This is a genomic window from Paenibacillus sonchi (assembly GCF_016772475.1).
In the GTDB taxonomy this organism is placed as follows: Bacteria; Bacillota; Bacilli; order Paenibacillales; family Paenibacillaceae; genus Paenibacillus_AQ; species Paenibacillus_AQ sonchi.
This window is the reverse complement of record NZ_CP068595.1, coordinates 2,474,969-2,498,588: the sequence shown is the minus strand read 5'-3', so window position 1 is coordinate 2,498,588 and position 23,620 is coordinate 2,474,969. Positions and strand designations below refer to the sequence as shown.

General features: G+C 54.2%; 15 protein-coding genes, 1 tRNA gene, 2 pseudogenes and 2 riboswitches. Of the genes and pseudogenes, 12 read left to right on the top strand and 6 right to left on the bottom strand.

Translation table 11 applies throughout. The annotated features are described in order from the left end of the window. Positions 1–9: 9 nt before the first annotated feature. Positions 10–97: riboswitch (cyclic di-GMP riboswitch) on the bottom strand. Positions 98–1,280: 1,183 nt separating this feature from the next. Then, entirely contained in the window at positions 1,281–1,703 is a 423-nt protein-coding gene (locus JI735_RS11465) for an ASCH domain-containing protein (RefSeq protein WP_039838943.1), read from the bottom strand. Between the two features lie 170 nt (positions 1,704–1,873). Further along, positions 1,874–2,182, bottom strand: coding sequence for a hypothetical protein (locus tag JI735_RS11460; protein WP_157771505.1), 309 nt, complete (start codon positions 2,180–2,182; stop codon positions 1,874–1,876). A gap of 194 nt (positions 2,183–2,376) precedes the next feature. On the opposite strand from JI735_RS11460, the gene JI735_RS11455 reads away from it, so the two are divergent. The 7 genes and pseudogenes from JI735_RS11455 to JI735_RS11425 all read left to right on the top strand — a co-directional run bounded on the left by JI735_RS11455 (position 2,377) and on the right by JI735_RS11425 (position 11,753). After that, positions 2,377–4,683 carry an FAD-dependent oxidoreductase gene (locus JI735_RS11455; protein WP_233476350.1) on the top strand — a complete coding sequence of 769 codons (2,307 nt, stop codon included), beginning with the start codon at positions 2,377–2,379 and terminating at the stop codon, positions 4,681–4,683. A gap of 139 nt (positions 4,684–4,822) precedes the next feature. Continuing rightward, positions 4,823–6,622, top strand: a complete 1,800-nt coding sequence (locus JI735_RS11450) for a sensor histidine kinase (protein ID WP_051052271.1) — start codon at positions 4,823–4,825, stop codon at positions 6,620–6,622. Next, positions 6,594–7,781, top strand: a complete 1,188-nt coding sequence (locus tag JI735_RS11445) for a response regulator (RefSeq protein WP_202677397.1) — start codon at positions 6,594–6,596, stop codon at positions 7,779–7,781. Before JI735_RS11450 ends, JI735_RS11445 begins: the two co-directional genes overlap by 29 nt. Continuing rightward, positions 7,709–8,107 carry a helix-turn-helix domain-containing protein gene (locus JI735_RS11440; protein ID WP_202677396.1) on the top strand — a complete coding sequence of 133 codons (399 nt, stop codon included), beginning with the start codon at positions 7,709–7,711 and terminating at the stop codon, positions 8,105–8,107. Before JI735_RS11445 ends, JI735_RS11440 begins: the two co-directional genes overlap by 73 nt. 227 nt (positions 8,108–8,334) lie before the next feature. After that, complete coding sequence (locus tag JI735_RS11435; RefSeq protein WP_202677395.1) at positions 8,335–9,306, top strand: ABC transporter permease; 972 nt, start codon at positions 8,335–8,337, stop codon at positions 9,304–9,306. Beyond that, positions 9,284–10,143: pseudogene (locus tag JI735_RS11430) on the top strand (carbohydrate ABC transporter permease). The gene JI735_RS11435 and the pseudogene JI735_RS11430 overlap by 23 nt, the downstream one beginning before the upstream one ends. Positions 10,144–10,220: 77 nt before the next feature. After that, positions 10,221–11,753 carry an extracellular solute-binding protein gene (locus tag JI735_RS11425; protein ID WP_039838923.1) on the top strand — a complete coding sequence of 511 codons (1,533 nt, stop codon included), beginning with the start codon at positions 10,221–10,223 and terminating at the stop codon, positions 11,751–11,753. 817 nt (positions 11,754–12,570) lie between these two features. Here JI735_RS11425 and JI735_RS11420 read toward each other — a convergent pair. The 3 genes from JI735_RS11420 to JI735_RS11410 form a co-directional block, all read right to left on the bottom strand. Next, positions 12,571–12,642, bottom strand: a tRNA-Thr gene (locus tag JI735_RS11420). A gap of 88 nt (positions 12,643–12,730) precedes the next feature. Next, positions 12,731–13,504: a sugar phosphate isomerase/epimerase family protein gene (locus JI735_RS11415; RefSeq protein ID WP_039838922.1), complete on the bottom strand. Its 774-nt coding sequence runs from the start codon at positions 13,502–13,504 to the stop codon at positions 12,731–12,733. Between the two features lie 39 nt (positions 13,505–13,543). Beyond that, complete coding sequence (locus JI735_RS11410; protein WP_020425678.1) at positions 13,544–13,852, bottom strand: MTH1187 family thiamine-binding protein; 309 nt, start codon at positions 13,850–13,852, stop codon at positions 13,544–13,546. Between the two features lie 349 nt (positions 13,853–14,201). Further along, positions 14,202–14,431, top strand: a riboswitch (cobalamin riboswitch). A gap of 286 nt (positions 14,432–14,717) precedes the next feature. Between JI735_RS11410 and JI735_RS11405 the strand changes: the two genes are divergently transcribed. From JI735_RS11405 to JI735_RS11390, 4 genes and pseudogenes are all read left to right on the top strand, one after another. Then, positions 14,718–16,703: an anaerobic ribonucleoside triphosphate reductase gene (locus tag JI735_RS11405; RefSeq protein WP_202677394.1), complete on the top strand. Its 1,986-nt coding sequence runs from the start codon at positions 14,718–14,720 to the stop codon at positions 16,701–16,703. Beyond that, positions 16,700–17,094, top strand: a pseudogene (nrdG, locus tag JI735_RS11400) (anaerobic ribonucleoside-triphosphate reductase activating protein); the annotation flags it as partial. The gene JI735_RS11405 and the pseudogene nrdG, both read left to right, overlap by 4 nt. 237 nt (positions 17,095–17,331) lie before the next feature. Next, a complete protein-coding gene (locus JI735_RS11395) occupies positions 17,332–19,665 on the top strand; it encodes a ribonucleoside-diphosphate reductase subunit alpha (protein WP_020425682.1) in 2,334 nt (777 codons plus the stop codon). Positions 19,666–19,950: 285 nt separating this feature from the next. Next, positions 19,951–20,982: a ribonucleotide-diphosphate reductase subunit beta gene (locus JI735_RS11390; RefSeq protein ID WP_020425684.1), complete on the top strand. Its 1,032-nt coding sequence runs from the start codon at positions 19,951–19,953 to the stop codon at positions 20,980–20,982. 351 nt (positions 20,983–21,333) lie between these two features. Here the strand turns inward: JI735_RS11390 and ssuE are convergent, their stop codons facing one another. Beyond that, positions 21,334–21,888 carry an NADPH-dependent FMN reductase gene (ssuE, locus tag JI735_RS11385; RefSeq protein WP_039838914.1) on the bottom strand — a complete coding sequence of 185 codons (555 nt, stop codon included), beginning with the start codon at positions 21,886–21,888 and terminating at the stop codon, positions 21,334–21,336. A 399-nt stretch (positions 21,889–22,287) separates the two neighbouring features. On the opposite strand from ssuE, the gene serS reads away from it, so the two are divergent. Then, on the top strand, positions 22,288–23,583 hold the full coding sequence (gene serS / locus JI735_RS11380) for a serine--tRNA ligase (protein ID WP_202677393.1): 1,296 nt from the start codon (positions 22,288–22,290) through the stop codon (positions 23,581–23,583). Positions 23,584–23,620: the final 37 nt, after the last annotated feature.

Sequence of the window (23,620 nt, the reverse complement as noted above, 5' to 3'; positions counted from 1 at the left end):
GGTCAGCTTCACGGCGGCCGGACGATCATAGCCCTGGTCGGGCATTAGATTCCTGACTTTGCGTCCCGTCCTTTCGGACGGTTTGCGTTTATACATGAGAAATATAGATTAAGTGAAACTTATGTAGTCTATGACATTTGTTACTTTTGAACTAATTTCAGTTTAGCCTCTTCCTTGCCCGATTGTCAATCTATTCCTTAACTATTTTTTCAAGTTACGGTTGCCTGGAACATGGATAAACCCGCTATTCATAAGGCTTTACAGCCTTCCTGTCCAGAAGGAAATCTCCCTGCAGAATGGTTTTCTCCTTTTTTACAGCATCAGATCCTGTATTTAATTGCAATTTTTAATATTAAAATCTAGTATATTCGAACTATAATTTCAAATCTTATCCAGAATCTTTATTCCTAGCTATAGCTACTCCTTAAGGAGCAAGAACGTTCCTTCGAATCAGGACCGCACAACAAAAAACCGCCCCGGAATCAACCGGCAGCAGTTCTTCATCCATCTCTATGTAATGCTATATACGCTCCCGTAACCAGACACTGCGGATATAGCGAATTGGGATTTACAGCAGCTGAACCCAGCCAATCATGGACACCCACAACGGAATACTCAAAAACAACCCGAATGCCAGCCCGCGGCGGAGACTTCCTTCATGACTCATCATAATTCTCCTTTTGAGGTGCTTTATTTTTGTTACGTTTCAATCTTTGATATTTCAATTTTAATATAAAATAATTTTTATTATTTTATTGTGAAAAATATCACATAAAATCACCTTTTTTTATAAATACCAGTGATTATTTTATCCACCCCATGCTGCGCCAGGATCAGCCAGACAAAATAAAACGGGCCTCACCATGGGAGCTGGCAAGACCCTGCAAGCTATTTATAAACACCGGGGAGTGTTTGGTACATTCAATATATATCCTTAACCTGAAAACAAGCTGATACCTGCATAAAAATTACATTAAAAGCTTCCAGTAACCCAGCGTGCCGAAAAAAACGACCAGGGCCACGGGAAGTATAATTTTCCTGCTTACCTTATCCTCAAACGAAAAATACAAACACAGCATACAAAGCCACGCAATAAGGAGACTTCCCATTTCCTATGCATACGCCCTTTCTTATACATCCTGATGATCGCGCGGGACAGTGGCAGCACCAAACATCCTATAAGAAGATTACCCGCGAGTCAGCCGGTTCATACCCAATCATGGCTTGGGCCGCTAATTATTTTTTCTTGTTCCGCCAAAAGGTTATGCAGTCCCGGCAGGTCACTGCTCCCCCTCCAGCACAGGGTACTCCCAGAAGCTCAGCCTGCCTTTCGCCGGTATGGGCCGGGCAAGCGCCGTCACATCCTCCAGCTTCCAGGCATAGCGTCCTGGCGCATAATCGCCGAAAACCAGCTCATTGCCGCCGGGCCAGCCCTCAACTGCATCCGCCTGCGTTACCTCATGGCAATCGGCCAGACGGCTTATGGCGATGATGGCTCCCCGGGGGAGATTGTCCACAGTGAAGCCATGCCGCGCCAAGGCCGACTTGAAAGGCTCCTGCCCGCAGGCAGTGGTGTCGATCCCCATTCCGGCATGAATCGCCAGTTCACCGCGATAAGCCGTTTGCCAGGAACGGGTCTCGAACTGTTTTTCCCCAAGCGCAATTAATGTGGCCCAGGGCTGCCGGATGGTCAGACATTTCATCTCCGCCTTTTCTCCTCTCTGAACAGCAAAAAACGCAGCCGCCGAACATCCGGAAAGCTGCGCCGCTTATAGTTATCGGGATGCTGGAGAAGGAGCAAAAGCCCCCGCCTGCGCAATGTGTGTGCTTTCTTCTACTGTATTGTATGACGCTATGGGATTCTGTGCAACTTTTACGAGTAACGGGATAGAATAAACTTCCAGATTACAACTAAATATGGACTGGCCGCCAGCCCGCAGATTGCTAAAAAGACTTGAAGCGGCGTACTCATCCCGCCATCCATTCCGGTCCAGCCCATGGAAAAAGAAGGCTTAGGCGGCTCAAGTCCATACTGCTCCATTAGCCGTTCTTTTGTGCCGCTGTCCACCATTGTTCCTGCATCCGCCGCATGGACGAGCGCCGGCTGCAGAAATAACAGGAGGAAAGCCGCGAAACAGGTAAACGTGAATATAAATATGTATTTATTCCTCAAATTGCTCATTTCTCCTTTTTCTTGAATTTACTTTTCTATTTATTATAGCGGATTTATCCAGATTTTTATAGATATAAGCGTTATACACTGTCCTGCGGCATCCAACCCGATCGACCAGTTTTGTACATAAGATCAGCCAGATTTGTTGATATTCCTCCCCTCCATATCCGGTTAAAATTAACGGTAATAGGATGAAAGGGCGGATGATCATGAAGATGCGGCAGGAAGCTTATGATGTGGTGGTATGCGGTGGAGGATTGGCGGGTGTCTGCGCAGCCGTGGCGGCAGCCCGGCAGGGAGCCGGTGTCTGTATCATCCAGGATAGGCCGGTGCTGGGCGGCAACAGCTCGTCGGAAATCCGGGTCACTCCACACGGGGCGGCCCAATTTCATGCCTATGCCCGGGAGACGGGCATTATTTCCGAGCTGCTGATCGAAGAACGGGCGCTTAATCATGAACCGATTCTCGAAAATGGCTGGACGAACAGCGTATGGGACATGGTGCTATACAATTTGGCGGTGTCAACGCCGAACCTTACGCTTCATTTAAACTCCACGGTCACCGAAGTGCACAAAGACGCGGAGCGGCACATCTCCTCTGTGACCGTGCGGGTGGCGGGCGCAGAGACACAAATCGCCATAGAAGGCCGGGTGTTTATTGACTGTACCGGCGATGGTGTGGTTGCCGATCTGGCCGGCTGCGAATGGCGCTGGGGGTCGGAGGGCCGGGAGGAATTCAGCGAACCCCATGCCCCGCTTGCGGCCAGCGGCGACACGATGGGCAGCTCAATACATTTTAAGGCGAAGGATATGGGGCGGCCGGTCCCGTTTGCGGCACCGGATTGGGCGGTCAGACATGAGGACCCCGCTTTTTTCTATGATCAGGGACGGCATTTCTACGACCTTGCCGCCGGGTACTGGTGGATCGAAATCGGCATCCCCTGGAATACCATCTATGACAATGAGCACATCCGGCATGAGCTGACCCGCCATGCGCTGGGCATCTGGGACTGGATTAAGAACAGGGACCCGCTCCTGAAAGAAAAGGCGGCGAACTATGCACTGGACTGGATCGGCCAGGTGCCGGGCAAACGTGAGAGCCGGCGGGTACTGGGCCGTTATTTCATGACGGAGCATGACCCGGCGGGCCGCACCGTATTCCCCGATGAAATCGCCTACGGCGGCTGGTTCATCGACCTGCACAGCACAGGCGGCCTGCTGGCCCCGACTGCGGAACCGTCGTCTGCCGAAGGTTACGCAGAGACCAGCGAATATGCGATTAAAAGCTACTGCGGACCCTACGGGATTCCGCTTCGCATTCTCATGTCGAAGGATGTCGACAACCTTCTGCTGGCCGGCCGCAATGTCAGCGTCAGCCATGCCGCCCTCGGCACTGTGCGCGTCATGGCAACGACGGCGCTGCTGGGTCAGGCGGCGGGCACAGCCGCCGCCGTGGCGCTGCGGCGGGGCCGGGAGGCGTGCAGCCTGGACTTCGCGGATATCCGCGAAGTCCAGCAGATTCTGCTCCGCGAGGGCTGCTTCCTGCCGAACTGCCGCAACGAGGACCCCGGCGATGTGGCCCGCTCGGCACGCGCGCGGGCCGGCAGCTCCGCCCGCGTGCATGGCGTAGGGCCGGAGAGCCGCGACTACACCGGCGGCTTCGGCGGAACCCGGCTCCCGGACAAGGAGCCGCTTACGCACCGGCGCGGGCAGTGGATTGCCGTCGGTACGGAGGAAATCCGTTCCCTGGCCGTGTGCCTAAGCAATGAATCCGGGACGGAGCAGACCGTTGAGGCCAGTCTTGTCCCGGTGGACTCCATCTGGGACTACGAATGCGGGGCGAAGCAGCCGCTGGCCCGGCAGCAGCTGGCCGTTCCGCCCGGCCGGATGCAGTGGGTAGCCTGGGAAGCCGGGCTTACCGCAGCGGATGGGCTGCGGAGCGGAGGGTATGTCCGCCTGGAACTGGCGGCAAATCCGCAGGTGGAGTGGCATAAAGGCGGCACTGTCATTCCCGGCCATACCTCGGCCTACGAGATGGGGCCTTCCAAAATGCGCCGGTACGGCGACGGGGGAACTCTAAGCTTCCGGATTGACCCGCCGCAAGCCTGCTATGAGCCGTCCAATGTCTTGACCGGCATTGCCCGGCCGTATGATTATACAAACATATGGCGTTCCGATCCGGCCGGGCCTTTGCCGCAGCGGCTGGAGCTGGAATGGGAAACGGAGGAGTGTATCGGGACGGTCGAGCTGGCTTTTCCCGGCCAGCTGTTCCGCGAATATCACCGGTATCCGCCGTTCTACCGCGACCCCCAGTGTCCAAGGGATTACAGCATCGATGCCTGGACCGGCGGCGGATGGACAACGGTCGCCTCCGTTAAGGGCAACTATCAGACCCGCCGCCGTCATCCGTTGTCCGAGGCGGTTAAGACAGATAAACTCCGCGTTACAGTACACGCCACGAACGGCGATCCCAGTGCGTGCATCGCAGAGATCCGTTGTTATCGCTCCTGACGCCTGTCTGCTGTATCCCAATAGGGGCACGTTCGCTGAATTAGCACTAACTTGCTGCCGACCGCTATATTAATGGGCGGGCGGCGGCCATTTTTGCTAGAATAGAGGGGATTTGAATTCAAGCTCTGGAGGAAAGCCTATGGGCAAATTAAAATGGCTGTGGCCGTCCAGCATGAAAAACCGGCTAGTCCTATCCATTCTGCTGTTCGTGCTGATTCCTTCCGCATTCCTGCAAATCCGCAATATCACGCAGCTGGAAACGATGATGAAGGACAATATATCACAGCAAAATACGGCACAGCTCAATTTTCTCAAAAATAATATTGAAAGCCTGAAATTCGGTGTATTGGGCGCGATGCTGCAGCTCGAACGCGACCCGGACCTGCGCGAACAGCTTGGCCGCACCGGAGAGAATATGCCGGAAAAAAATATGTTCATCAAAAATGAGCTGCTGCTGGTGAAGCAACGGCTGATGAATGCCATTGTCCCCGTTCATCTCACGCTGGTGGATGATAAGGGAGAGGTCTACAACACGCTGGAGGAAGGCATGGCCGTCCCGGCGGTCAGCGGAGCGGAATTGCTGCAGCAGCCGGAATTCGTAAAGCTCAGGCAAGGGGCTGAAGCCTATTATTGGACAGTTCATGAGCCTGATTATCTGCTGGCGAACGCCCTGCCGGGCTCGCAGTTATTCTCTTTATTCTCGAAGCTGCAGGGAACGGACGGCCATACCTTCGCCTATCTGCGCATCAGTCTGGATATGAAGACCTGGCTTAACTCGATAACAGGCGGCTTCCAGGTGAAGCAGACCTATTATTTGCTGGACGGCGGCGGGCAGCCGATTCTGATGGGCCGCAATGACCGCTCTGCTCAGGCGCTAGGCGGGATGCTGGCCACCTTCAAAAGCAACCCGGCCCGTTATTTTACCGATGACAAAGACCTGTTCATCTTTAACGGCACTTATCTGCCGAATATGGATTGGTACCTCGTCAGCCGCTTCCCCTTGGAAGCGCTCTCCGGGAACATTCTGGCGATGAAGCGGGAGGTTATGCTGTCGTTTCTGGTCACCTGTATTATTTTTGCCGGAATCATGTATGCAATTGTTTCTTCTACGGTCAGACCCTTGCATAATTTGCAGAAAAAAATGAGTGAGCTTGTCGATAAAAATCTGAATGTGAGCATCCCCGAACGGAAATATAAAGGCGAGCTGCTGCGGCTTGCCCGTGCCTTCAATCTGATGACCGGCGATATCCGCAAGCTGATCGAACGGCTGCAAATGGAGGAAAGGCAGAAGGAAGCCATCCGCTTTCAAATGCTGATGTCGCAAATGAATCCGCATTTTCTGCTCAACACGCTGAATACGATCAAATGGAACGCGCGCAACCACGGTGATATGGGGACATCGGAAATCTGCCAGAACCTGGGCAAACTGCTGGAATCAGGCCTCAACAGCGATGCGGACCTCGTCTTTCTGAAGGAAGAAATCGAACTGATCCGGGCGTATGTCTACATCCAGTCCTTCCGCTATGACCACTCCTTCAACGTGGAATACATGATCGGCGACGGCCTGGAGTATGCCCTGATTCCAAAGTTCAGCCTGCAGCCGCTCGTTGAGAATGCGATTTATCACGGACTTGTGCATATGAAGGCGGGCGGGAAAATAACCATTCTGATTGCCGGCGCCGGCGGCAGGCTGCGGGTCGAGATCGGTGACAACGGCCAGGGGCTGGAGCGCAGCGGCTCCGCTTCGGGGAAACGGCGCAAGGGCATCGGCCTCAGCAATCTGAGGGAACGGATTCTGCTGCTCTATAAGGGGAGAGGCGAGCTGCTTCTGCTGCCGCTCCCCCAAGGCACGGTGGCTGTGCTGGATATTCCTCTGTTGAATTCTTTGCCTTATGACAAGGAGGAGCGAAATGTGGAAAATACTTCTGGTCGAAGATGAGCCGTTCGTCCGCCGCTCGATCCGCCAATCCATCCGCTGGGAGGAGCACGGCTTTTCCATTACCGGTGAGGCCACCCACGGGCAGGAAGCGCTGGAGCTGATGGACCGGCTGCAGCCCGATATTGTAATTACCGATATTTTTATGCCTTACATGGACGGCCTGGAGCTGATTCAGGCTGCACGGGCCAAGGGCTTTGAAGGATCGTTCATCATGCTTACCTGCGCCGGCGAGTTCGAATACGCCCGGCTTGCGCTTGAATATGGCGCATCCAGTTATATTCTCAAGCTGTCCATGAGCGACGAAGAGCTGCTCCAGGCGCTGAACAAAGCCCGGGCCAAGCTGATGAAGCGGGTGGAACAGCAGGACCGGCTGGAGGACCAGCTGTTCCGGGAGGCAGCCGGTTATATGTGGCGAAGCCTGTGGGGCAAGGAACTCCACCAGAATGAAACAGACAAATTCGAGGATTTCCGCCGCCTAACGGCAAACTCCCCAGGGCTGCTGCTTATCTCGGTGCTGAGCGGCACCCGGATGCTGAGCAAAGCCGACCTGCCTTCCCTGCTGCCCGCAGAGGCAGGGCAGGCAGCACGCTGCCACCTGTTCAGGCATATGGGGCAGAGCACTTTTTGGGTCTGGCTGGAGCGCAGCCCGGCACTGCGGCCTGAGGTGTTCATCTATGACGGGCTGCCCGCTGTCCGCCGCCTTGGATCGGCGGCAGATGCCGGTTTGGGCGCCTGGCGGATGAACCTGGAGGTGCTGGGCCGCTATTATTATGGCTGTGCCCGTGGAGAGATCGGCGTTACGGCCGAAGCCGATACGGTGCCGGTGCACCCCTCCCCGTTCCCTGGGAACAGGAACGGGAGATTATCGGCCGCTTCGAGCGGCTCGATGTGGGCGACTGTGCCGCCAAATTGGAGCAGCTATGGCAGTTCATGGCGGCCGTCCGCATGCCGATGGCGGCAGTCAAGGAGACCGCCGAGCGGCTGGACAAGCTGTTCGCGCGTATTGCCGGAAAGCCTGCAGAACCGCCCGGCGCACTGCTGGATGCCGTGCGCCATCCCGAATTGCTGGAGCGGACGGTCGCGCGGATGCGGACTTATGCCAAGGGTCTTGGCGGGCAGCGGCCGCAGGAGACGGACCATCCCGAGATCAACACAATGATCCGCTATTTGCTGCATCATTATGACGAGGACATTTCCTTGCAGGCGATGGCGCAATACGTCAATATGGATGAAAATTATTTGAGCGGCCTATTCAAGAAAAAAACGGGCGAGACCTTCATCAACTATCTCCAGCACATCCGGGTGAATGAAGCGAGGTTCTATTTGGAGCAGACCGACCTGACCGTCGCCGAAATCGGGGAGCGGGTCGGGTTCGCCAACCCCAGCTACTTCTTTAAAATTTTCAAACGCTGGACGAAGCTGACACCCAACGAATACAGGCAGCAGTGTAAAGGAAGGGCGGGCACTGAGCCGCCGGCGCCATAATATTAATGCCGCCGGCCTCCTGCCCCGCTCCCCCTGAGCATGTGCGCCTGCAGGAAACGCTTCTGCGGCGCCGTGTTTCCAGCGCATTCTTTTCCCCCTTGTCTGTCCGCTTTGCTACTCTCCCCAGAACTTAAAATTGTACACTGAATCGCTGAGATATGAAGATTACGCCCTGCCTCCCCTGTCCGCTATGATAGTAACAAAACACAGACAGGAAGGTTGAGCGTATGGAAGAATCCATTGGCATGACAAGGAACAAGACAGCAGAGTCACCGCTGCGTCAGGCATGGATCAGGATATGGGGAATGCGGGCGTTGTACCTGATGCTGCTTCCCTGCCTAATCTGGTATTTCGTATTCAAATACTTGCCGATGTACGGCGTCATTATCTCCTTCAAGGACTATAATTTTACGGACGGCATCCTGCACAGCCCCTGGGCCGACCCGTGGTACAAGTATTTCAAAATGTTTTTTGATTCTCCGTATTTCTTACAGCTCATGTCCAATACCCTGCTGATCAGCTTATACAAGCTGGTGTTCGGGATGCTGCCTTCGATCATTCTGGCGATTCTGTTCCACGAATGCCGGGTGATGTGGCTGAAGCGGTGGGTCCAGACATTGAGCTATATGCCGCACTTTTTGTCCTGGATTATCATTTACGGCATTTCGGTAGCTTTCTTTTCGGAGACGACCGGGCTGGTCAACCGGTGGATTACAGAAGCGGGCGGCTCGTCCATCTCTTTCCTCGGCTCAACGGAATGGTTCCGCAGCATGCTGGTCTCGACTGAAATCTGGAAGGATATCGGCTGGGGCGCAATCGTCTATTTGGCTGCGATCAGCGGGATCGACCCGACGCTGTTCGAAGCGGCCAGGGTAGACGGCGCCAGCCGGCTGCGGATGATTTGGCATATTACGCTTCCCGGTATCCGCAATGTCATCATCCTGCTCCTGATCCTCAAAATCGGCAGCATCATGGACGCCGGATTTGAGCAAATTTATGTTTTCTACAACCCGCGCGTATATGAGGTCGGCGATATTATCGATACCTGGGTATACCGGACCGGTCTGGAGCAAATGAACTTTAGTCTGGCGACCACGGTAGGATTGTTCAAATCAGCTATTGGCTTTGTGCTGGTGCTGGGGGCCAACAGGCTGGCTAAACGATGGGGGGCGGAATATGGTAAACGCCAAATCCGATAAATTATTTAACACCGTGGTCTATCTCCTGCTTGCGGCAGTGGCGGTAGTGGCCATCTTCCCGCTGCTCTACGTCATTTCAATGTCGCTGACGCCATACAGCGAAGTCATCAAAAACGGAGGTTTTGTCGTCATTCCGCGCAGCATTTCTTTTGAAGCTTACCAGCGGATTTTGGCCGATCCGGCGCTTGGCCGCTCTATGCTGGTCACGCTGTTTGTTACAGTGACCGGCACCGCCATCAACATGATTCTGACAACGATGGCCGCCTATCCGCTCAGCCGCAGGAATTTGCGCGGAAGGACCTTCTTCCTGCTGTTTATCGTCATCACCATGCTGTTCAACGGCGGCCTGATTCCAACCTATCTGGTTGTCCGCTCACTGGGGATGCTGGATACCCTATGGTCGCTCATTATTCCGGGGGCAATCGCCACCTTCAACGTGCTTATTATGAAAAGCTTTTTTGAGAATCTGCCGGAAGAGCTGTTTGAATCGGCCAAAATAGACGGGGCCAAGGAATTCCGCATCTTATGGCAGATTGTTATTCCGTTGTCGATTCCATCCATAATGACGGTTGGCCTGTTCTATATGGTCGGCCACTGGAATTCTTTTTCTCGGCGATTCTGTATATTACCGACGTGAAGCTGCATCCGCTGCAGGTGGTCATCCGCAATATGCTCCTGCTGACTCAATCGAATGAGCTGCAGGCCGAGGTTACCGTCCCGACAGCAGCCATGCAGATGGCGGCGGTCATTGCCGGAAGCCTGCCAATTATCGTGGTGTACCCGTTTATCCAGAAGCATTTTACCAAAGGGATGCTCCTGGGAGCGATCAAGGGATAACTGGGAATCCGTTAAGGCTTCCCACTTCATTCATACTACTGTGCAAGGAATAAATCAGGGAAAAGGCAGGGGTTGTAATGAGAAAGAAGAACAGAGTAATGGCGTGGACCGCATTGGCTATGACTGTCGCGCTTTTCAGCGGCTGCGGCGGCGGGTCCAATGCGCCCAAAACCGCAGAAGGCGATGCTTCCGCTAAGGCGGCAGCCGGGCCGGTGGACATCGAAGCAGCCGAAATCAGCTGGGGCACCAGCCTGCCGGCAGATGATTTCATCAAGAAAGCGCTGGATGAACAAGTAGGCATTAACCTGAAGCTGACACTCGTGGGCGACCAGAACGACTATGAGAATCAAATGAATGTCCGTGCGGCCTCGGGCAATCTCCCCGATCTGCTGCTGGCGACCAGCAAAGCCCATCTGCAAAAACTGGCCCAGTCCGGTTCTTTGCTCGACCTGACGCCGTATCTGGACAAACTGCCGGAATACACCAAATTTGTCGGAGATGAGGTGCTGAAGAAAGGCATTCTGGACAGCAAGCAGTATGCATTGCCCAAAACGGGTCAATCGGTCTCCTACACGTATTGGATTCGCAAGGACTGGCTGGATAATCTGCAATTGCAGCCGCCGGCTACCGTGGATGAACTGCTGGAGGTTGCTAAAGCGTTTACAGCCAACGACCCGGACAAAAACGGCAAAAACGACACCTTTGGCCTCACCGGCACCAACTTCCAGACCTTCGACCCGATTTTCGGCGCTTACGGTCTCACCAATATTTTTGACACCTCACAGCTGTTTGTACGTGACGGCAAGGTAGTCAGCACATTTTACCAGCCGGAAATGAAAGATGCACTGGCCACTATCAAAGGTTTTCTCGATGCCGGAGTCGTTGACCCTGAAATTGTAAGCAACAAGGGGACGATGGCCATCGACAAGGCGTTTCAGGGCAAGGTGGGCATCATCAACACCGAATGGGCGCAAATCATGAAAGACGACAAGGTAGCCGTCTGGAAAGGCGCCAATCCCAAGGCGGAATGGATTCAACTGGCTCCCCCGAAAGGACCAACCGGCATCGCAAACGCCAATTCCCTGAATATCGGTGCTTCCAGCGGCCTGTGGGTCATCCCCAAAAAGCTGGAAAGCGAGCCGGAAAAGCTGAACAAAGTGCTGGAGCTGCTCAATTATGTATCGACAACGGAAGGCAACCGGCTGGTGCAGTACGGGGTGGAGAATACCCACTATACGCTGGAAGGCGATACTGTCAAAATTACCGACAAAGGCCGCTCCGACGCTTCATTCACCTGGCTGTACCAGTTCACAGGCCGCCCGGAAACGGATTATCTGAAATCCAAATTCAGCAATCTGGCCGCCTATATTGACTTTGAAGCCAACCTGCCGCGCATCCAGACACTGGACGGCTTTGTGACCAGCCCTCCGGGCTACAACCCGGCCGACGCCAACCGCTTCATTGAAGAAGAAATGATCAAATTTGTCTATGGCAAAGCCCAGATCGACAGCTACAGCAAGTTTCTGGAGACGCTGGAAAACACGTTCAGCTACAAGAACTATCTCGATACGGCAATCAGCCAATTGAATGAACTCGGTTACGGGAAATAAGACATTTAAGAGTAGGAGAGCTGCTTTTATGGAATTATAATCTTACCTTGTGACTAATGTTTTGTATGCTTTTGAGACAGACCCGGCTGATTATAATTATGACGCCAATCCCACTAAACAAAGCTTGGTTGCTCATGATGTATGCTATAAGGTTTATTTGAAACCTTACAGCTAAACCACTTTGATTATATCTGCGACATAAACTCCGGGCTGTTCTTTACGATTTTATTAAGAGATGACTCTTTTAGAGATGTCTCTTTTCTTTTATAGCTCACATTTTGCAAATTCGGTCAGAACCCAAAATCAATTTAGAATCCAGCTACTCACAAAAACAATTCTAACAATTCAAGCTCCCAAATAATTCATGCATGTGATCAAAATATGGGTAACTCCAAAAATAGCACATGGAACGAGGAGGACATAGTTTTTCATCCAAAGCCCGGCAAAAAAGAAATAAAGCGGCGGCATGCAAGCAATTCCCAGTATCAATAACCATGGAGCAACCACTCCGTTATAGTAGAAAATCCAAGAAATATAGTAGCCTGCCAAAAAGAGAACTGCTAATCCAATATAAAAGTTTCTATTCCTCCCTTCACCTTTGTTTAACAGAAAAATCATCAGAGTAACCGTTAGCACTCCAAACAATCCCTCAATAATATTCAGTGTTTTATAGGCAGAGCTGATATTAAAAAGTGAAAAACCACACATCAGCCTCTAGCCGGGTTATCTATGTATGCTCTAAAATGAATCGTTCCCGTATCAAAAAAGCGCGGCTCTTGAAATTTCAAGAATCCGCGCTACGTATGTTTTTTGTGGATGCTGGTGAAGGGAATTGAACCCCCGGCCTACGCATTACGAGTGCGTTGCTCTACCCCTGAGCTACACCAGCTTACAGCATTTTTCTGTCAAACAAAATACATTATACATCGTCCGGAGAAAAACGCAACCCTTTCTCTCACAGTCCGGTCAGGAAACGGTTACAGCATTCCCCGCTTGCGGAAGTAATCCAGCGCCAGCCGGGCGCTCTCCAGTGACGACGATTCGAAAACCTCCTGCTCCACGATGTAGTGCTGAATTCCTGCTTCATCCGCAGCCTTGAAGACACTATCGAAGTCTACTTGACCTTTTCCGAGATCGGCTTCCTCATGGCCTGTGCCGAAATCCTTGATGTGGACCAGAGGCACGCGTCCGGCATAGCGGGAGATATATTCTGCCGGTACCGCACCGCCCACATGGACCCAGCCCAAATCAAACTCAGCCACCATATGCTCAGCAGGAATCCGCTCCAGCCAGATATCGATGACGGCCTGCCCGTTGACCTGCTTGAACTCAAAGTCATGGTTGTGGTATCCGTACTTCAGCCCTGCTGCCCGTACCAGCTCGGAAGCCTTTTCAAAAAATGGAATCAGAGCCAGCACATCGTCCAGCGCAGGCTGCTCCGGAAGAGGCGCAGAAGGTGTGATGAGATACTCCAGCCCCACCTCCCGGGCATATTCGATCTCTCTGGATAATGCCGACTGCATGTTCTCCAGACTGCTGAAATCCAGCCCTACATGCGCTGAGGGGGCCGACAGTCCAAGCTCATCCAGCGTTTTGCGCAGTTCTGCAGCCGATACGCCAAAATACCCGGCAAATTCCACCGACTTATAACCGATCTCCGCCACCTTGCGCAGCGTTCCCAGAAAATCCTTCTCCGCCCTGTCCCGCAGCGTGTACATCTGTATCCCGATCTGCTGTTTGATAGCCGCCATTAAGCATCCGCTCCTTGTCGCTGTAATTGTTAACCTGAATTAATCCGCCTGCAGCTTGCGTTCCACCGATTCCAGCTTGCTGCGGCTTGTGGACGGCTTATCCCGCCGGTCATCAATCTTGAGCGAGGTGGATACCCGCTGTGCTCCGGCAGTAAAAGGGGACTCGTGCAGCGCTTCGACGGCCGCCAGAATCCGCGCCAGCGGGCCTTCGATAATGGTGCCCATGGATGTCAGCTCGTAGGTAATGCCTTCCACGGTCTCTAACACGCGCTGCATGTCAGCCACATAGCTGCTGAGGCTGGTGCTGCCTGTACCAATCGGAATTACGGTTACTTCGCCAATCGCCATCCTGAAATCCCTCCTATTATAAGCCTCTATAAGCCTCGTTACATAAGTCTCTGGTCCCTTCTATTGTAGCAACTCCTGCCTCCCCCCACAAATCGCCTAAAGTCCTACTACGGGTATGACCAGGTTTTGGAACCTTTGTGGCGTATTTTGGACAATTTATGAATCAGTTCCGGCAAAATTTGCCCCCGTGCTGTGGATTACCTGTGGACTAATTGTGGACGAACACCGGGTTATCTGTGGATCAGCTGTGGATCAGTTGTGAGTAAACGGGCGGAGTCCGCACCGGGCGCGGGTTCGCAAAAAATTGTTTACAAACACAAGATATTGGGTTATTTTTATCTAGCGACAACAAAATATAGTGGAAACAGGTGCTTTGCTCTCACAGGAGAGTTGAAGCTTAATAGGGAAGCGCGGTGCAAATCCGTTGCGGTCCCGCCACTGTAACCGGATGCCCTGCAGGCTCCCAGAAGCCCTGCGGAGCAGTATCCTGAGGCTCACGCCACTGAGGGGCAGCCCCCCTTGGGAAGGTGCCCCGGATTCACCGGAAGCCAGGAGACCTGCCTGTTTCCGGGCACCATTATTTACGCCTGCGAGGAACAGGAGAGGTGTCCGCATGCGGCCTGCACAAGCAGATTTAGCCTTCCCTTATGCCAGGGAGCCAAGGCTGCCGATACCTTAACGCGATAAGCCTTATCGCGTTAAGGTATCGGCTTCTGCGGGAAAGCATATTTCCATGGAGACCATCCGCAAATATCCGCTCAGGTTATTTGCGCTACGCATCCGGGCATTTTCCGCCTTCCTCGGCGGGGGATGCTTTTTTATTACAATCAGAACATGTTTCATATACGGAGAGGAGAGCTAGACAATGACGCTGCTGGAGAAACGGTACAACGGTGGACAAGCTGCACAGGAGGTTCTTTTGGAGGAAGTGATCCATTTGGGGCGCGATATTATCGACAGCCGGGATTTGGATCTGCTGCGCGAAAATGCGAATTTGAACGGTGAGAGCTTTTCCGGCAAAATGAGCAAGTTCGGCAGTGAGTATTCCAAGTGGTATGCCCGCAACTTCACGATGCCGCCGCAGCTCGTGCAGGCTACCCTCGATAATGTGGTGTATGTCCACGATCTGGACCAATACGCAATCGGAACCACCAACTGCATCTTTATCCCGTTCGAGCAGCTTCTCCGCGAAGGCTTCAACACCGGCAACGGCAGCGTTCGTCCACCCAACTCGATTATGACTGCGATGTCGCTGGTGGCGATTATTTTCCAGTCGCAGCAGAATGCCCAATACGGCGGCGTATCCGCCAACAAACTGGATTTTGATCTGGCTCCTTATGTGACCAAATCCTTCGCCAAGCTGTTCCGCAAGGGACTGGAGTATTTCGAAGAAGGCACGACCGGAGAGATCGGCGGGGAAGTCACTATGAGCCGAAGCGATCTGGCAGAGCAGTATCCGCGGGCCTTCCGCTTTGCGCTGAAGGAGACGGAAAGTGAAACGCTTCAGGCCGCAGAGAGCATGATACATAACCTTAATACAATGTCCAGCCGGTCGGGCGGACAGATTCCTTTTACCAGCATCAACTACGGCACCTGCACCTCTCCCGAAGGGCAGCTGGTCATCAGCTCGCTGCTGACGGCCACGATGAACGGCCTGGGCAGCGGCGAAACGCCGGTGTTCCCGATCCAGATCTTCAAATGCAAGCAGGGCGTGAACCAGCAGCAGGGCGATCCGAACTACGAGCTGTTCCTCAAGGCGGCGGAATGTTCCGCCCGCAGACTGTATCCGAACTTCGCCAATCTGGATGCGCCGCTCAATCTGCAATATTACGATCCGGCTGATCCGGATACCGAATTTGCCACGATGGGCTGCCGCACACGGGTGCTGGGCGACCGCTTCGGACGCAATCACTGCTCCGGCAAAGGCAACCTGTCCTTCAATACGCTCAATCTGGTGCGGCTGGGACTGGCCTACGGCATTGCCACAGGACGCCGCCTTGCCGCCGACGAAGAAGGCTTCTATGACGATCTGAACCATTACATGGACATCGCTCTGGAAGGGCTGCTTCACCGCTTCCGCATCCAGGCCTCCCAGAAGGCCAAGGCTTCCGACTTCATGATGCGCGAAGGCGTCTGGGAAGGCGGCAAAGCGCTCGCTCCCGAAGATAGTGTAGGCGAGCTGCTGAAGCACGGCAGCCTGTCGATCGGCTTCATCGGCATGGCGGAATGCATGAAGGCCATGTACGGCAAGCATCACGGTGAGGACATGGAGATCCACGCCAAAGCGCTGGCCATTGTCCGCCACATGCGGGAATACTGCGACCGCAAGAGCGAGGAGCTGAACCTCAACATCACGCTGTTCGCCACACCGGCTGAAGGCCTGTCCGGCAAATTCACCAAAGTGGACCGCAAGGTGCTCGGCTCGATTCCGGGCGTCACCGACCGTGAATATTATACGAACTCTTTCCATGTCCCGGTCTACCATGAGCTGGGCGCCGCACAGAAAATCAGCCTGGAAGCGCCGTTCCACGAATACTGCAATGCCGGCGCGATCTCTTATGTAGAGCTGAACGGCAATGCCCGCAGCAACCCGGCGGCTTTTGTGAAGATCATCCGTTATGCGCTGGAGCAGCAGGTCAGCTACTTCAGCATCAATCACCCGATAGACCGCTGCTCGGACTGCGGCTACGAAGGTGTGATCGGCACGAACTGCCCTTCCTGCGGCGCGCATGAGAAGGATGTGCATATCCGCCGCCTGCGCCGGGTAACCGGCTATCTGACCGGCGACTACCAGACCCGCTTCAATGCCGCCAAGCAAGCCGAAGTAAGGGACCGCGTTAAGCATCTATGAATATATGCGGCTACTACCCGGAATCGATCAACGAAGGAGAGGGCATGCGGGCCGTCCTCTTCCTCAGCGGCTGCCGTCACCGCTGCCCGGGCTGCTTCAACCCGAAGACCTGGAATTTCAACTACGGCGAGCCGTTCACCTTGGAACGCCAGCGGGAGATTATCGCCGAGATGGCGGCAAATCCGCTGCTGGACGGACTGACGCTGGCGGGCGGCGACCCTTTTTCTCGGCAGAGGAGGCTGCGGGCTTCATTCAGGAGCTGCGCAGCGTGCTGCCGGACTATTCCGTATGGATTTACACCGGCTATACCTATGAGGAGCTTACAGCGGCTCCGGGCTCACCCGAATGGAACCTGCTGACTTTGTGCCAGGTCGTGATTGACGGGCGTTTTGTGGAAGAGCTCAAAGACACCACCCTCCCCTACCGGGGAAGCAGCAACCAGCGGATTATTGACATTCAGGCCAGCCTTGCCGGTACGGAAATCGTACATTGGCAGCCGGCTGCCTTATAAAATTGGCAACGATCAAAGAGCAGGCCAAGCCTCGGTGCGGGCCGCTCTCTGCGCTTATATACTTCAATTTTTTATATTGAAAATTAAACCCAAAAATGAAAGGATGTATGAACACTTATGCCACAGCTCGTAGTGAAACCCGACAACCGCCAATTGGCTTTTGATGAAATCCGTCTCTCCGTGTACGCCGACCGTATCCTGAAAGGCCTGGATCATCTAAGCAAAGAAACCCTGCTGCGCGGGGTGCAGTCCAAGCTGCGCCGTGAGGAGGTCAGCGGAGAAGAGATCAGCAATGCCTTTACGATGAGCGCGCTTGAGCTGGTTACCAAAGAAGAGCCGGACTGGAAATTCGCCGCTGCGCGTTCACTGCTGACCTCCCTGTACAAAAAAGCTGCCGTCAACCGCCGCTACAAAGCTTACCCGGATGAGCCTTACGGCGAGCTGTATCCGCTGATTACTGATCTGGTGAAAAAGGGCATCTACCGCGAAGAGCTGCTCTCCCACTATACCAAGGAGCAGATTGAGGAACTTGGCGGCTGCATCGATTACACACGCGACCTGCTGTTCGATTATATCGGCCTCTTAACCCTGTCTGACCGCTATCTGGCTCATGATTTTGACGGGCGCGTCATGGAGCTGCCGCAGGAGCGTTATATGATTATCGCCATGTTCCTCATGCATACCGAGCCGGAAGAGAAACGTCTGGAACTGGTCAAGGAAGCCTACTGGGCGATGAGCAATATTTACATGACCGCTGCTACCCCTACCATGTCCAATGCGGGTAAAAAGGTCGCCGGACAGCTCTCCAGCTGCTTCATCGACACGGTAGACGATTCGCTCGAAGGCATCTTCGACTCCAACACCGATGTAGCCCGGCTCAGCAAAATGGGCGGAGGCATCGGCGTCTACCTCGGCAAGGTGCGGGCCCGCGGCTCCGATATCCGCGGCCACAAGAACACCAGCTCCGGCGTTATCCCGTGGATTCGCCAGCTGAACAATACCGCGGTCAGCGTCGATCAGCTCGGCACACGCAAGGGCGCCGTCGCCGTCTACCTCGACGTTTTCCATAAAGATATTCTCGCCTTCCTCGACCTGAAGCTGAATAACGGCGACGAGCGGATGCGCGCGCATGACGTATTCCACGGCGTCTGCCTGCCCGATCTGTTCATGGAGGCTGTGGAAGCACGCGGACACTGGAATCTCTTTTGCCCGCATGAAGTGAAGAAGGTAATGGGCTGGAAAGATGCCAAAGGACGCGCACTCGGTCTTGAGGATTTCTATGATGAACAGCTGGGACAAGGCTCATTCCGTGAAAAATATGCCGAAGCCACTGCCAATCTGGAGCTTTCCCGCATCACGGTTCCGGCCATCGACATCATGAAGCGGATTATGAAATCCCAGCTCGAAACCGGCACGCCATATATGTTCTACCGGGACACCGTCAACCGTTCCAACCCGAACCGCCACCAGGGAATGGTCTTCTCCTCCAACCTGTGCACGGAAATTATGCAGAACCAGTCGGCAACGGTTATTGAGAGTGAAGAGCTGGTTACGAAGGACGGACAGACCCGGATCGTGATCTCGAAGGTTCCCGGCGACTTCGTTGTCTGCAATCTGAATTCCATCCACCTGGCCCGCGCTATTCCGGCAGGCGTGCTGGAGCGGCTGGTGCCGATTCAGGTCCGCATGCTCGACAACGTAATCGACATCAACAATATTGAAGTGCTGCAGGCGCAGTACACGAACAGCCAATACCGTGCGGTCGGCCTTGGCACCTTCGGCCTGCATCATCTGCTGGCACTGGAGGGCATCCGCTGGGAGTCCGATGAAGCCGTGGAATACAACAACCATCTGTATGAGCATATCAACTACCTGGTAGTGCGCTCCAGCATGGAGCTGGCCCGTGAGAAGGGCCGCTATCCGAAGTTCGCCGGTTCCGATTGGGAGACCGGTGCCTACTTCACCTCTCGCGGCTATACCAGCGGCGAACAGGAAGGCAAATACGTGACTACAGAGCAGTGGCGTGAGCTGCAGGAGCAAGTGGCTGCGGACGGCGTGCGCAACGCCTGGATGTTCGCGATTGCCCCGAACGGCTCGACCTCGATCATCGCCGGCTCCACAGCCAGCATCGATCCGCTGTATGAGCTGCTCTCCTATGAGGAAAAAACCACCTACAAGATCGCCAACCCGGCACCGGATCTGTCCGAGAAGACGATCTGGTACTATAAAACGGCGTTTCTGATTGACCAGAACTGGTCCATCCGCATGGCCTCGGCCCGCCAGCGCCATGTTGACCAGGGCCAGAGCTTTAACCTGTACGTGACGCCGGACATCAAGGCCACCGATTTCCTGAACCTGCACCTGAACGCCTGGAAGGGCGGATTGAAATCGACGTATTATGTACGGAGCCGTGCTTTAACTATAGAAGAGTGTGAGTCTTGCGCGAGCTAATTGTCTTCGTGCCTAAACGTAGAAGTACAGCGATAAGACCGTAACTGCGAGGAATGTTTGGACTTCCGGTCGCTGTTGTCATCAGATGTCTTGATTGTATGCCGCTTATTGCGGATGACATCCGATGACAGCTTATGCTTTCGATGCGAGCTTTCCTTCGGAAAGCTTTCAGGCGAACGCTACGCTTCTCCAGTTCCAAACTTCCTCTCCGTTACTCCATCGCCGTATTCTATAGAAAAGACACCACAGAAGATTAGCTCACGCAAAATACAGGAGGGAAACAAAATGCAACTGCAAAAGATTTTTAATACCGAAGCCCCGAACCAATCCACCCGCATCATCGACGGGGAATGTTCAGGGATTCTGAATTGGAACGATATCCGCATGCCGCACATGTACAAGCTGTACAAGGTGCTGCTGCTGAACCACTGGATCGCCGATGAAATCCCGATGTCGAAGGATGCGCAGCAGTTCCCGCTGCTGGAAGCGGAAGAACAGCGCGTGTTCAAAATCAACATCGGACTGCTGGCGGTGCTCGATTCCATGCAGACCATGTTCGTCGGCGATGTGAAGCGTTATTTTACCGATTCTTCTCTGGAGGCGATTTCGGCGATCATCGGCCAGCAGGAGGTTGTGCACAACCAGTCCTACTCCTATGTCCTTTCTTCTATCGTCTCGGAGAGCGAGCAAAAGGAGATTTTTGAATACTGGAAGCATGATCCGGTGCTGCTGGAACGCAACCAGTTCATCTCGGACATCTATCAGGAGTTCCGCGATGCGCCGTCCAAGGAGACTTTTTTCCGGGCGATGGTGGCTGATTTGATTCTGGAGGGAATTTTCTTTTATAGTACATTTGCCTTCTTCTATAACCTGGCCCGTGACCAGAAAATGATGGCGACCAGCCAGATGATCTCCTACATTCAGCGTGACGAGAATCAGCACTGCTACTTCTTCGCCGAAGTGTTCAAGCAGCTGCTGGTGGATTTCCCTGAGCTGAACACCAAAGAAAATATGGATTATGTCTACCGCACCATTGACCGCGCTGTAGAGCTCGAAACGAACTGGGGCTATTACACGCTGACCAACGTGCGCGGCATTGATATGAACGAACTGAGCGACTACATCAAATACACAGCCAACAAGCGTCTGACCCTCATGGGCCTGGAAAAAGCCTACAGCGGCGTAGACGTTAACTGCATGCCATGGATCAAGCCCTTCTCCGACGAAGCGCTGAACGCGACCAAAACCGACTTTTTCGAAGCCAAGTCCCGCAACTACGGCAAGGTTGGCGACGACAACGGGTTCGACGATTTGTAAGGTGCTGTGCCGGCATTTTCTGCAGCAGATCCGTCCGGTTTCAGCATAGAAAAGCAATCTGTTGCATTTCCTGCAGCAGATTTTCGCCAAAAGGCACTTTTGAGGCGTATCCGCTACATTCTGCTTCACAGAATGCAATAGAACTAATTAGTGCGGACCCAAGCTGGACCTTGATGTTGACGCTGAAGATCCGCACAGCCTATTTTAGGCTCCTGACTCTTCACTTCACCTCAACACACAACCACATATAAATTCTTACATTTGCAAAAAGCCCCTTACCGCCGGAGTCCCGGCAGTAAAGGGCTTTTCTGATGTTATCGCCAAGCAACCTCAAGCGCGCTTCTTAACTTGCTACTCTGCAGATTTACGCGCTGCCTTATGCGACGTCTCTTCCGCCAGCTCCGCAAGGACGCTGTCCAGGCGCAGCCTGAGTTCGCCGGCAAGTTCGACGGCACCCTGGTCATTGCGCACAGCCTGGGAGTCCACCGCATACACGCCGCCCAGGATATGGCGCGCCCCCAGTACGGACAGCACCGGCTTTAGTGCATATTCAATGGTAAGCAGATGTGCCAGACTGCCGCCCATAAAGAGGGGAAGCAGGATTTTGCCGGCCAGCCCTTTTTCCGGAATCAGATCCAGGAAGGTCTTCAGGACCCCTGTATAAGAAGCTTTGTATACCGGGCTGACCACGATTACTGCATCGGCTTCAGCTACAAGGCCGTTAGCCTTGACGATGGCTTCACTTTCGAACTTGGTATGGATCAGATCCTCCGCCGGGAGTTCGGCCACATTGATCCGCTCCACTTCGAATCCGCGCCCGCGCAGATCGGCCTCGGCATATTCAATGACTGCATTCACCCGCGAGACCAGGGATGGTGTTCCGTTGATGACAACTATTTTAGCCATTTTTCCACCTCTTCCGTTCGTTATCCACAATACGCTCCCGCCGCTTCTACGGCAAAAATCCTTTAAATTAGTAATAATCCTATCAGAGCGCAGGGATTATTGTCAAACGTATCCGGCCCCTTGCGTCCGGCAGCTTCCTAAGCTATAATAAGCGGCAATACTACATCCCGATCAGGCCAATGACCGGCATCCAACCGTGAGGCGTCTGCGACCGGAGCAATTCTGTTGTTCCCTAAGTTTACCGGGTTTCGCCCGTTACCGCGAAGTCCAAAGAGGGCCTGGTCCTGCTGTGATTTCAGAGGATTCGGTCAACCTGGGTGGCACCGCGAGCTGACGCTCCTCGTCCCATGGATGAGGGCGTTTTTTGTATTTTTATAGGACAAAAAGGAGCGAAGCGGCATGCTGGACATGAACTGGATCAGGGACAATGAGGAACTTATGAGAAACACAGCGGCGTGGAAAAAGGTGGACTTCCGGCTGGAGGATCTGCTGGAATGGGACGATAAACGGCGGGAGCTGCGCCGGGAAACCGAGCTGCGGCGTGCGGAGCGCAACGGGCTGACGAAGGAGGTCGAGCGCCTGCTCCGCCAGGGAGAGGCCGCGGCCGGAGAAGCAGCCAAGGCGCAGGTGCGGGAGATCAACGCTCAGCTTACAATGCTGGAAGCGGATCTCAACGAAGCAGAGCAGCGCTGCGGCGAGCTGCTGCTGCTTGCGCCCAATCCGGTATCGGCGGACACGCCAATCGGCGCCGATGACAGCGGGAACGTGGAGCTGCGGCGAAGCGGCACTCTGCCGGACTTCGGCTTCACGCCGCGTGATCATGTGGAGCTTGGCGAGCTCCACAACATCATCGATATTCCGCGCGGCGTCAAAGCCGGAGGACCGCGCAGCTACGTGCTGAAGGGCGCGGGGCTGTACCTGCACCTCGCCGTGCAGCGGCTGGCGCTGGATGTGCTGGCAGAGCGCGGCTTCACCGTGATGGACGTGCCGGTTATTGTCCGCCCGGAGGCGCTGGAGCGGACCGGCTTTTTTCCCGGCGGGATGGATCAGACCTATGAGCTGAACGGAGAAAAGCGCTGGCTGGCCGGAACCTCGGAGGTGTCGCTCGTCTCACTCTACAGCGATGAAATCGTCGAGGCGGATACGCCGCTGCGGCTGGCCGGCATGTCGGCCTGCTTCCGCCGCGAGGTCGGCTCGGCAGGCCGCGATGTGCGCGGCCTGTACCGGGTGCACCAGTTCTCGAAGATCGAACAGGTTGTAATCTGCAAGAGTGATCCGGCAGTCTCGGAGCAGCTGCTGCAGGAGATTCTGGCGAATGCCGAGCAGATTCTCCGGCTGCTGGAGCTGCCCTACCGCGTAGTGGCCGTCTGCAGCGGGGATATGTCGCTGAAGACGCACAAGCAATACGACATTGAGACCTGGATGCCCAGCCGGGGGGCGTATGGGGAGACCCATTCGGCTTCGAATCTGCTGGATTTTCAGGCCCGCCGTTCGGGCATCCGCTTCCGCGATGAGAACGGCCGGCTGCAATATTGCCACACCCTGAACAATACCGCAGTAGCCACACCGCGGATTCTGATTCCGCTGCTGGAGAATCACCAGCAGGAAGATGGTTCGATCTATATTCCGAAGGCGCTGCGCAAATATATGGACGGGCAGGAATTTCTTCACGCTGCGGTGACAGCAGCGGAATAATGGACCGTTTAAGATTAAAACATCTGACACGATAACC

Bases quoted from the DNA above. Each gene is read 5' to 3' on its own strand.
- serS (WP_202677393.1), top strand. From the start codon at position 22,288: ATGCTGGACATGAACTGGATCAGGGACAATGAGGAACTTATGAGAAAC.
- JI735_RS11435 (WP_202677395.1), top strand. From the start codon at position 8,335: ATGGAAGAATCCATTGGCATGACAAGGAACAAGACAGCAGAGTCACCG.
- ssuE (WP_039838914.1), bottom strand. From the start codon at position 21,888: ATGGCTAAAATAGTTGTCATCAACGGAACACCATCCCTGGTCTCGCGG.
- JI735_RS11450 (WP_051052271.1), top strand. From the start codon at position 4,823: ATGGGCAAATTAAAATGGCTGTGGCCGTCCAGCATGAAAAACCGGCTA.
- JI735_RS11445 (WP_202677397.1), top strand. From the start codon at position 6,594: ATGTGGAAAATACTTCTGGTCGAAGATGAGCCGTTCGTCCGCCGCTCG.
- JI735_RS11415 (WP_039838922.1), bottom strand. From the start codon at position 13,504: ATGGCGGCTATCAAACAGCAGATCGGGATACAGATGTACACGCTGCGG.
- JI735_RS11425 (WP_039838923.1), top strand. From the start codon at position 10,221: ATGAGAAAGAAGAACAGAGTAATGGCGTGGACCGCATTGGCTATGACT.
- JI735_RS11465 (WP_039838943.1), bottom strand. From the start codon at position 1,703: ATGAAATGTCTGACCATCCGGCAGCCCTGGGCCACATTAATTGCGCTT.
- JI735_RS11460 (WP_157771505.1), bottom strand. From the start codon at position 2,182: ATGAGCAATTTGAGGAATAAATACATATTTATATTCACGTTTACCTGT.
- JI735_RS11395 (WP_020425682.1), top strand. From the start codon at position 17,332: ATGCCACAGCTCGTAGTGAAACCCGACAACCGCCAATTGGCTTTTGAT.
- JI735_RS11405 (WP_202677394.1), top strand. From the start codon at position 14,718: ATGACGCTGCTGGAGAAACGGTACAACGGTGGACAAGCTGCACAGGAG.
- JI735_RS11455 (WP_233476350.1), top strand. From the start codon at position 2,377: ATGATCATGAAGATGCGGCAGGAAGCTTATGATGTGGTGGTATGCGGT.
- JI735_RS11440 (WP_202677396.1), top strand. From the start codon at position 7,709: ATGCGGACTTATGCCAAGGGTCTTGGCGGGCAGCGGCCGCAGGAGACG.
- JI735_RS11390 (WP_020425684.1), top strand. From the start codon at position 19,951: ATGCAACTGCAAAAGATTTTTAATACCGAAGCCCCGAACCAATCCACC.
- JI735_RS11410 (WP_020425678.1), bottom strand. From the start codon at position 13,852: ATGGCGATTGGCGAAGTAACCGTAATTCCGATTGGTACAGGCAGCACC.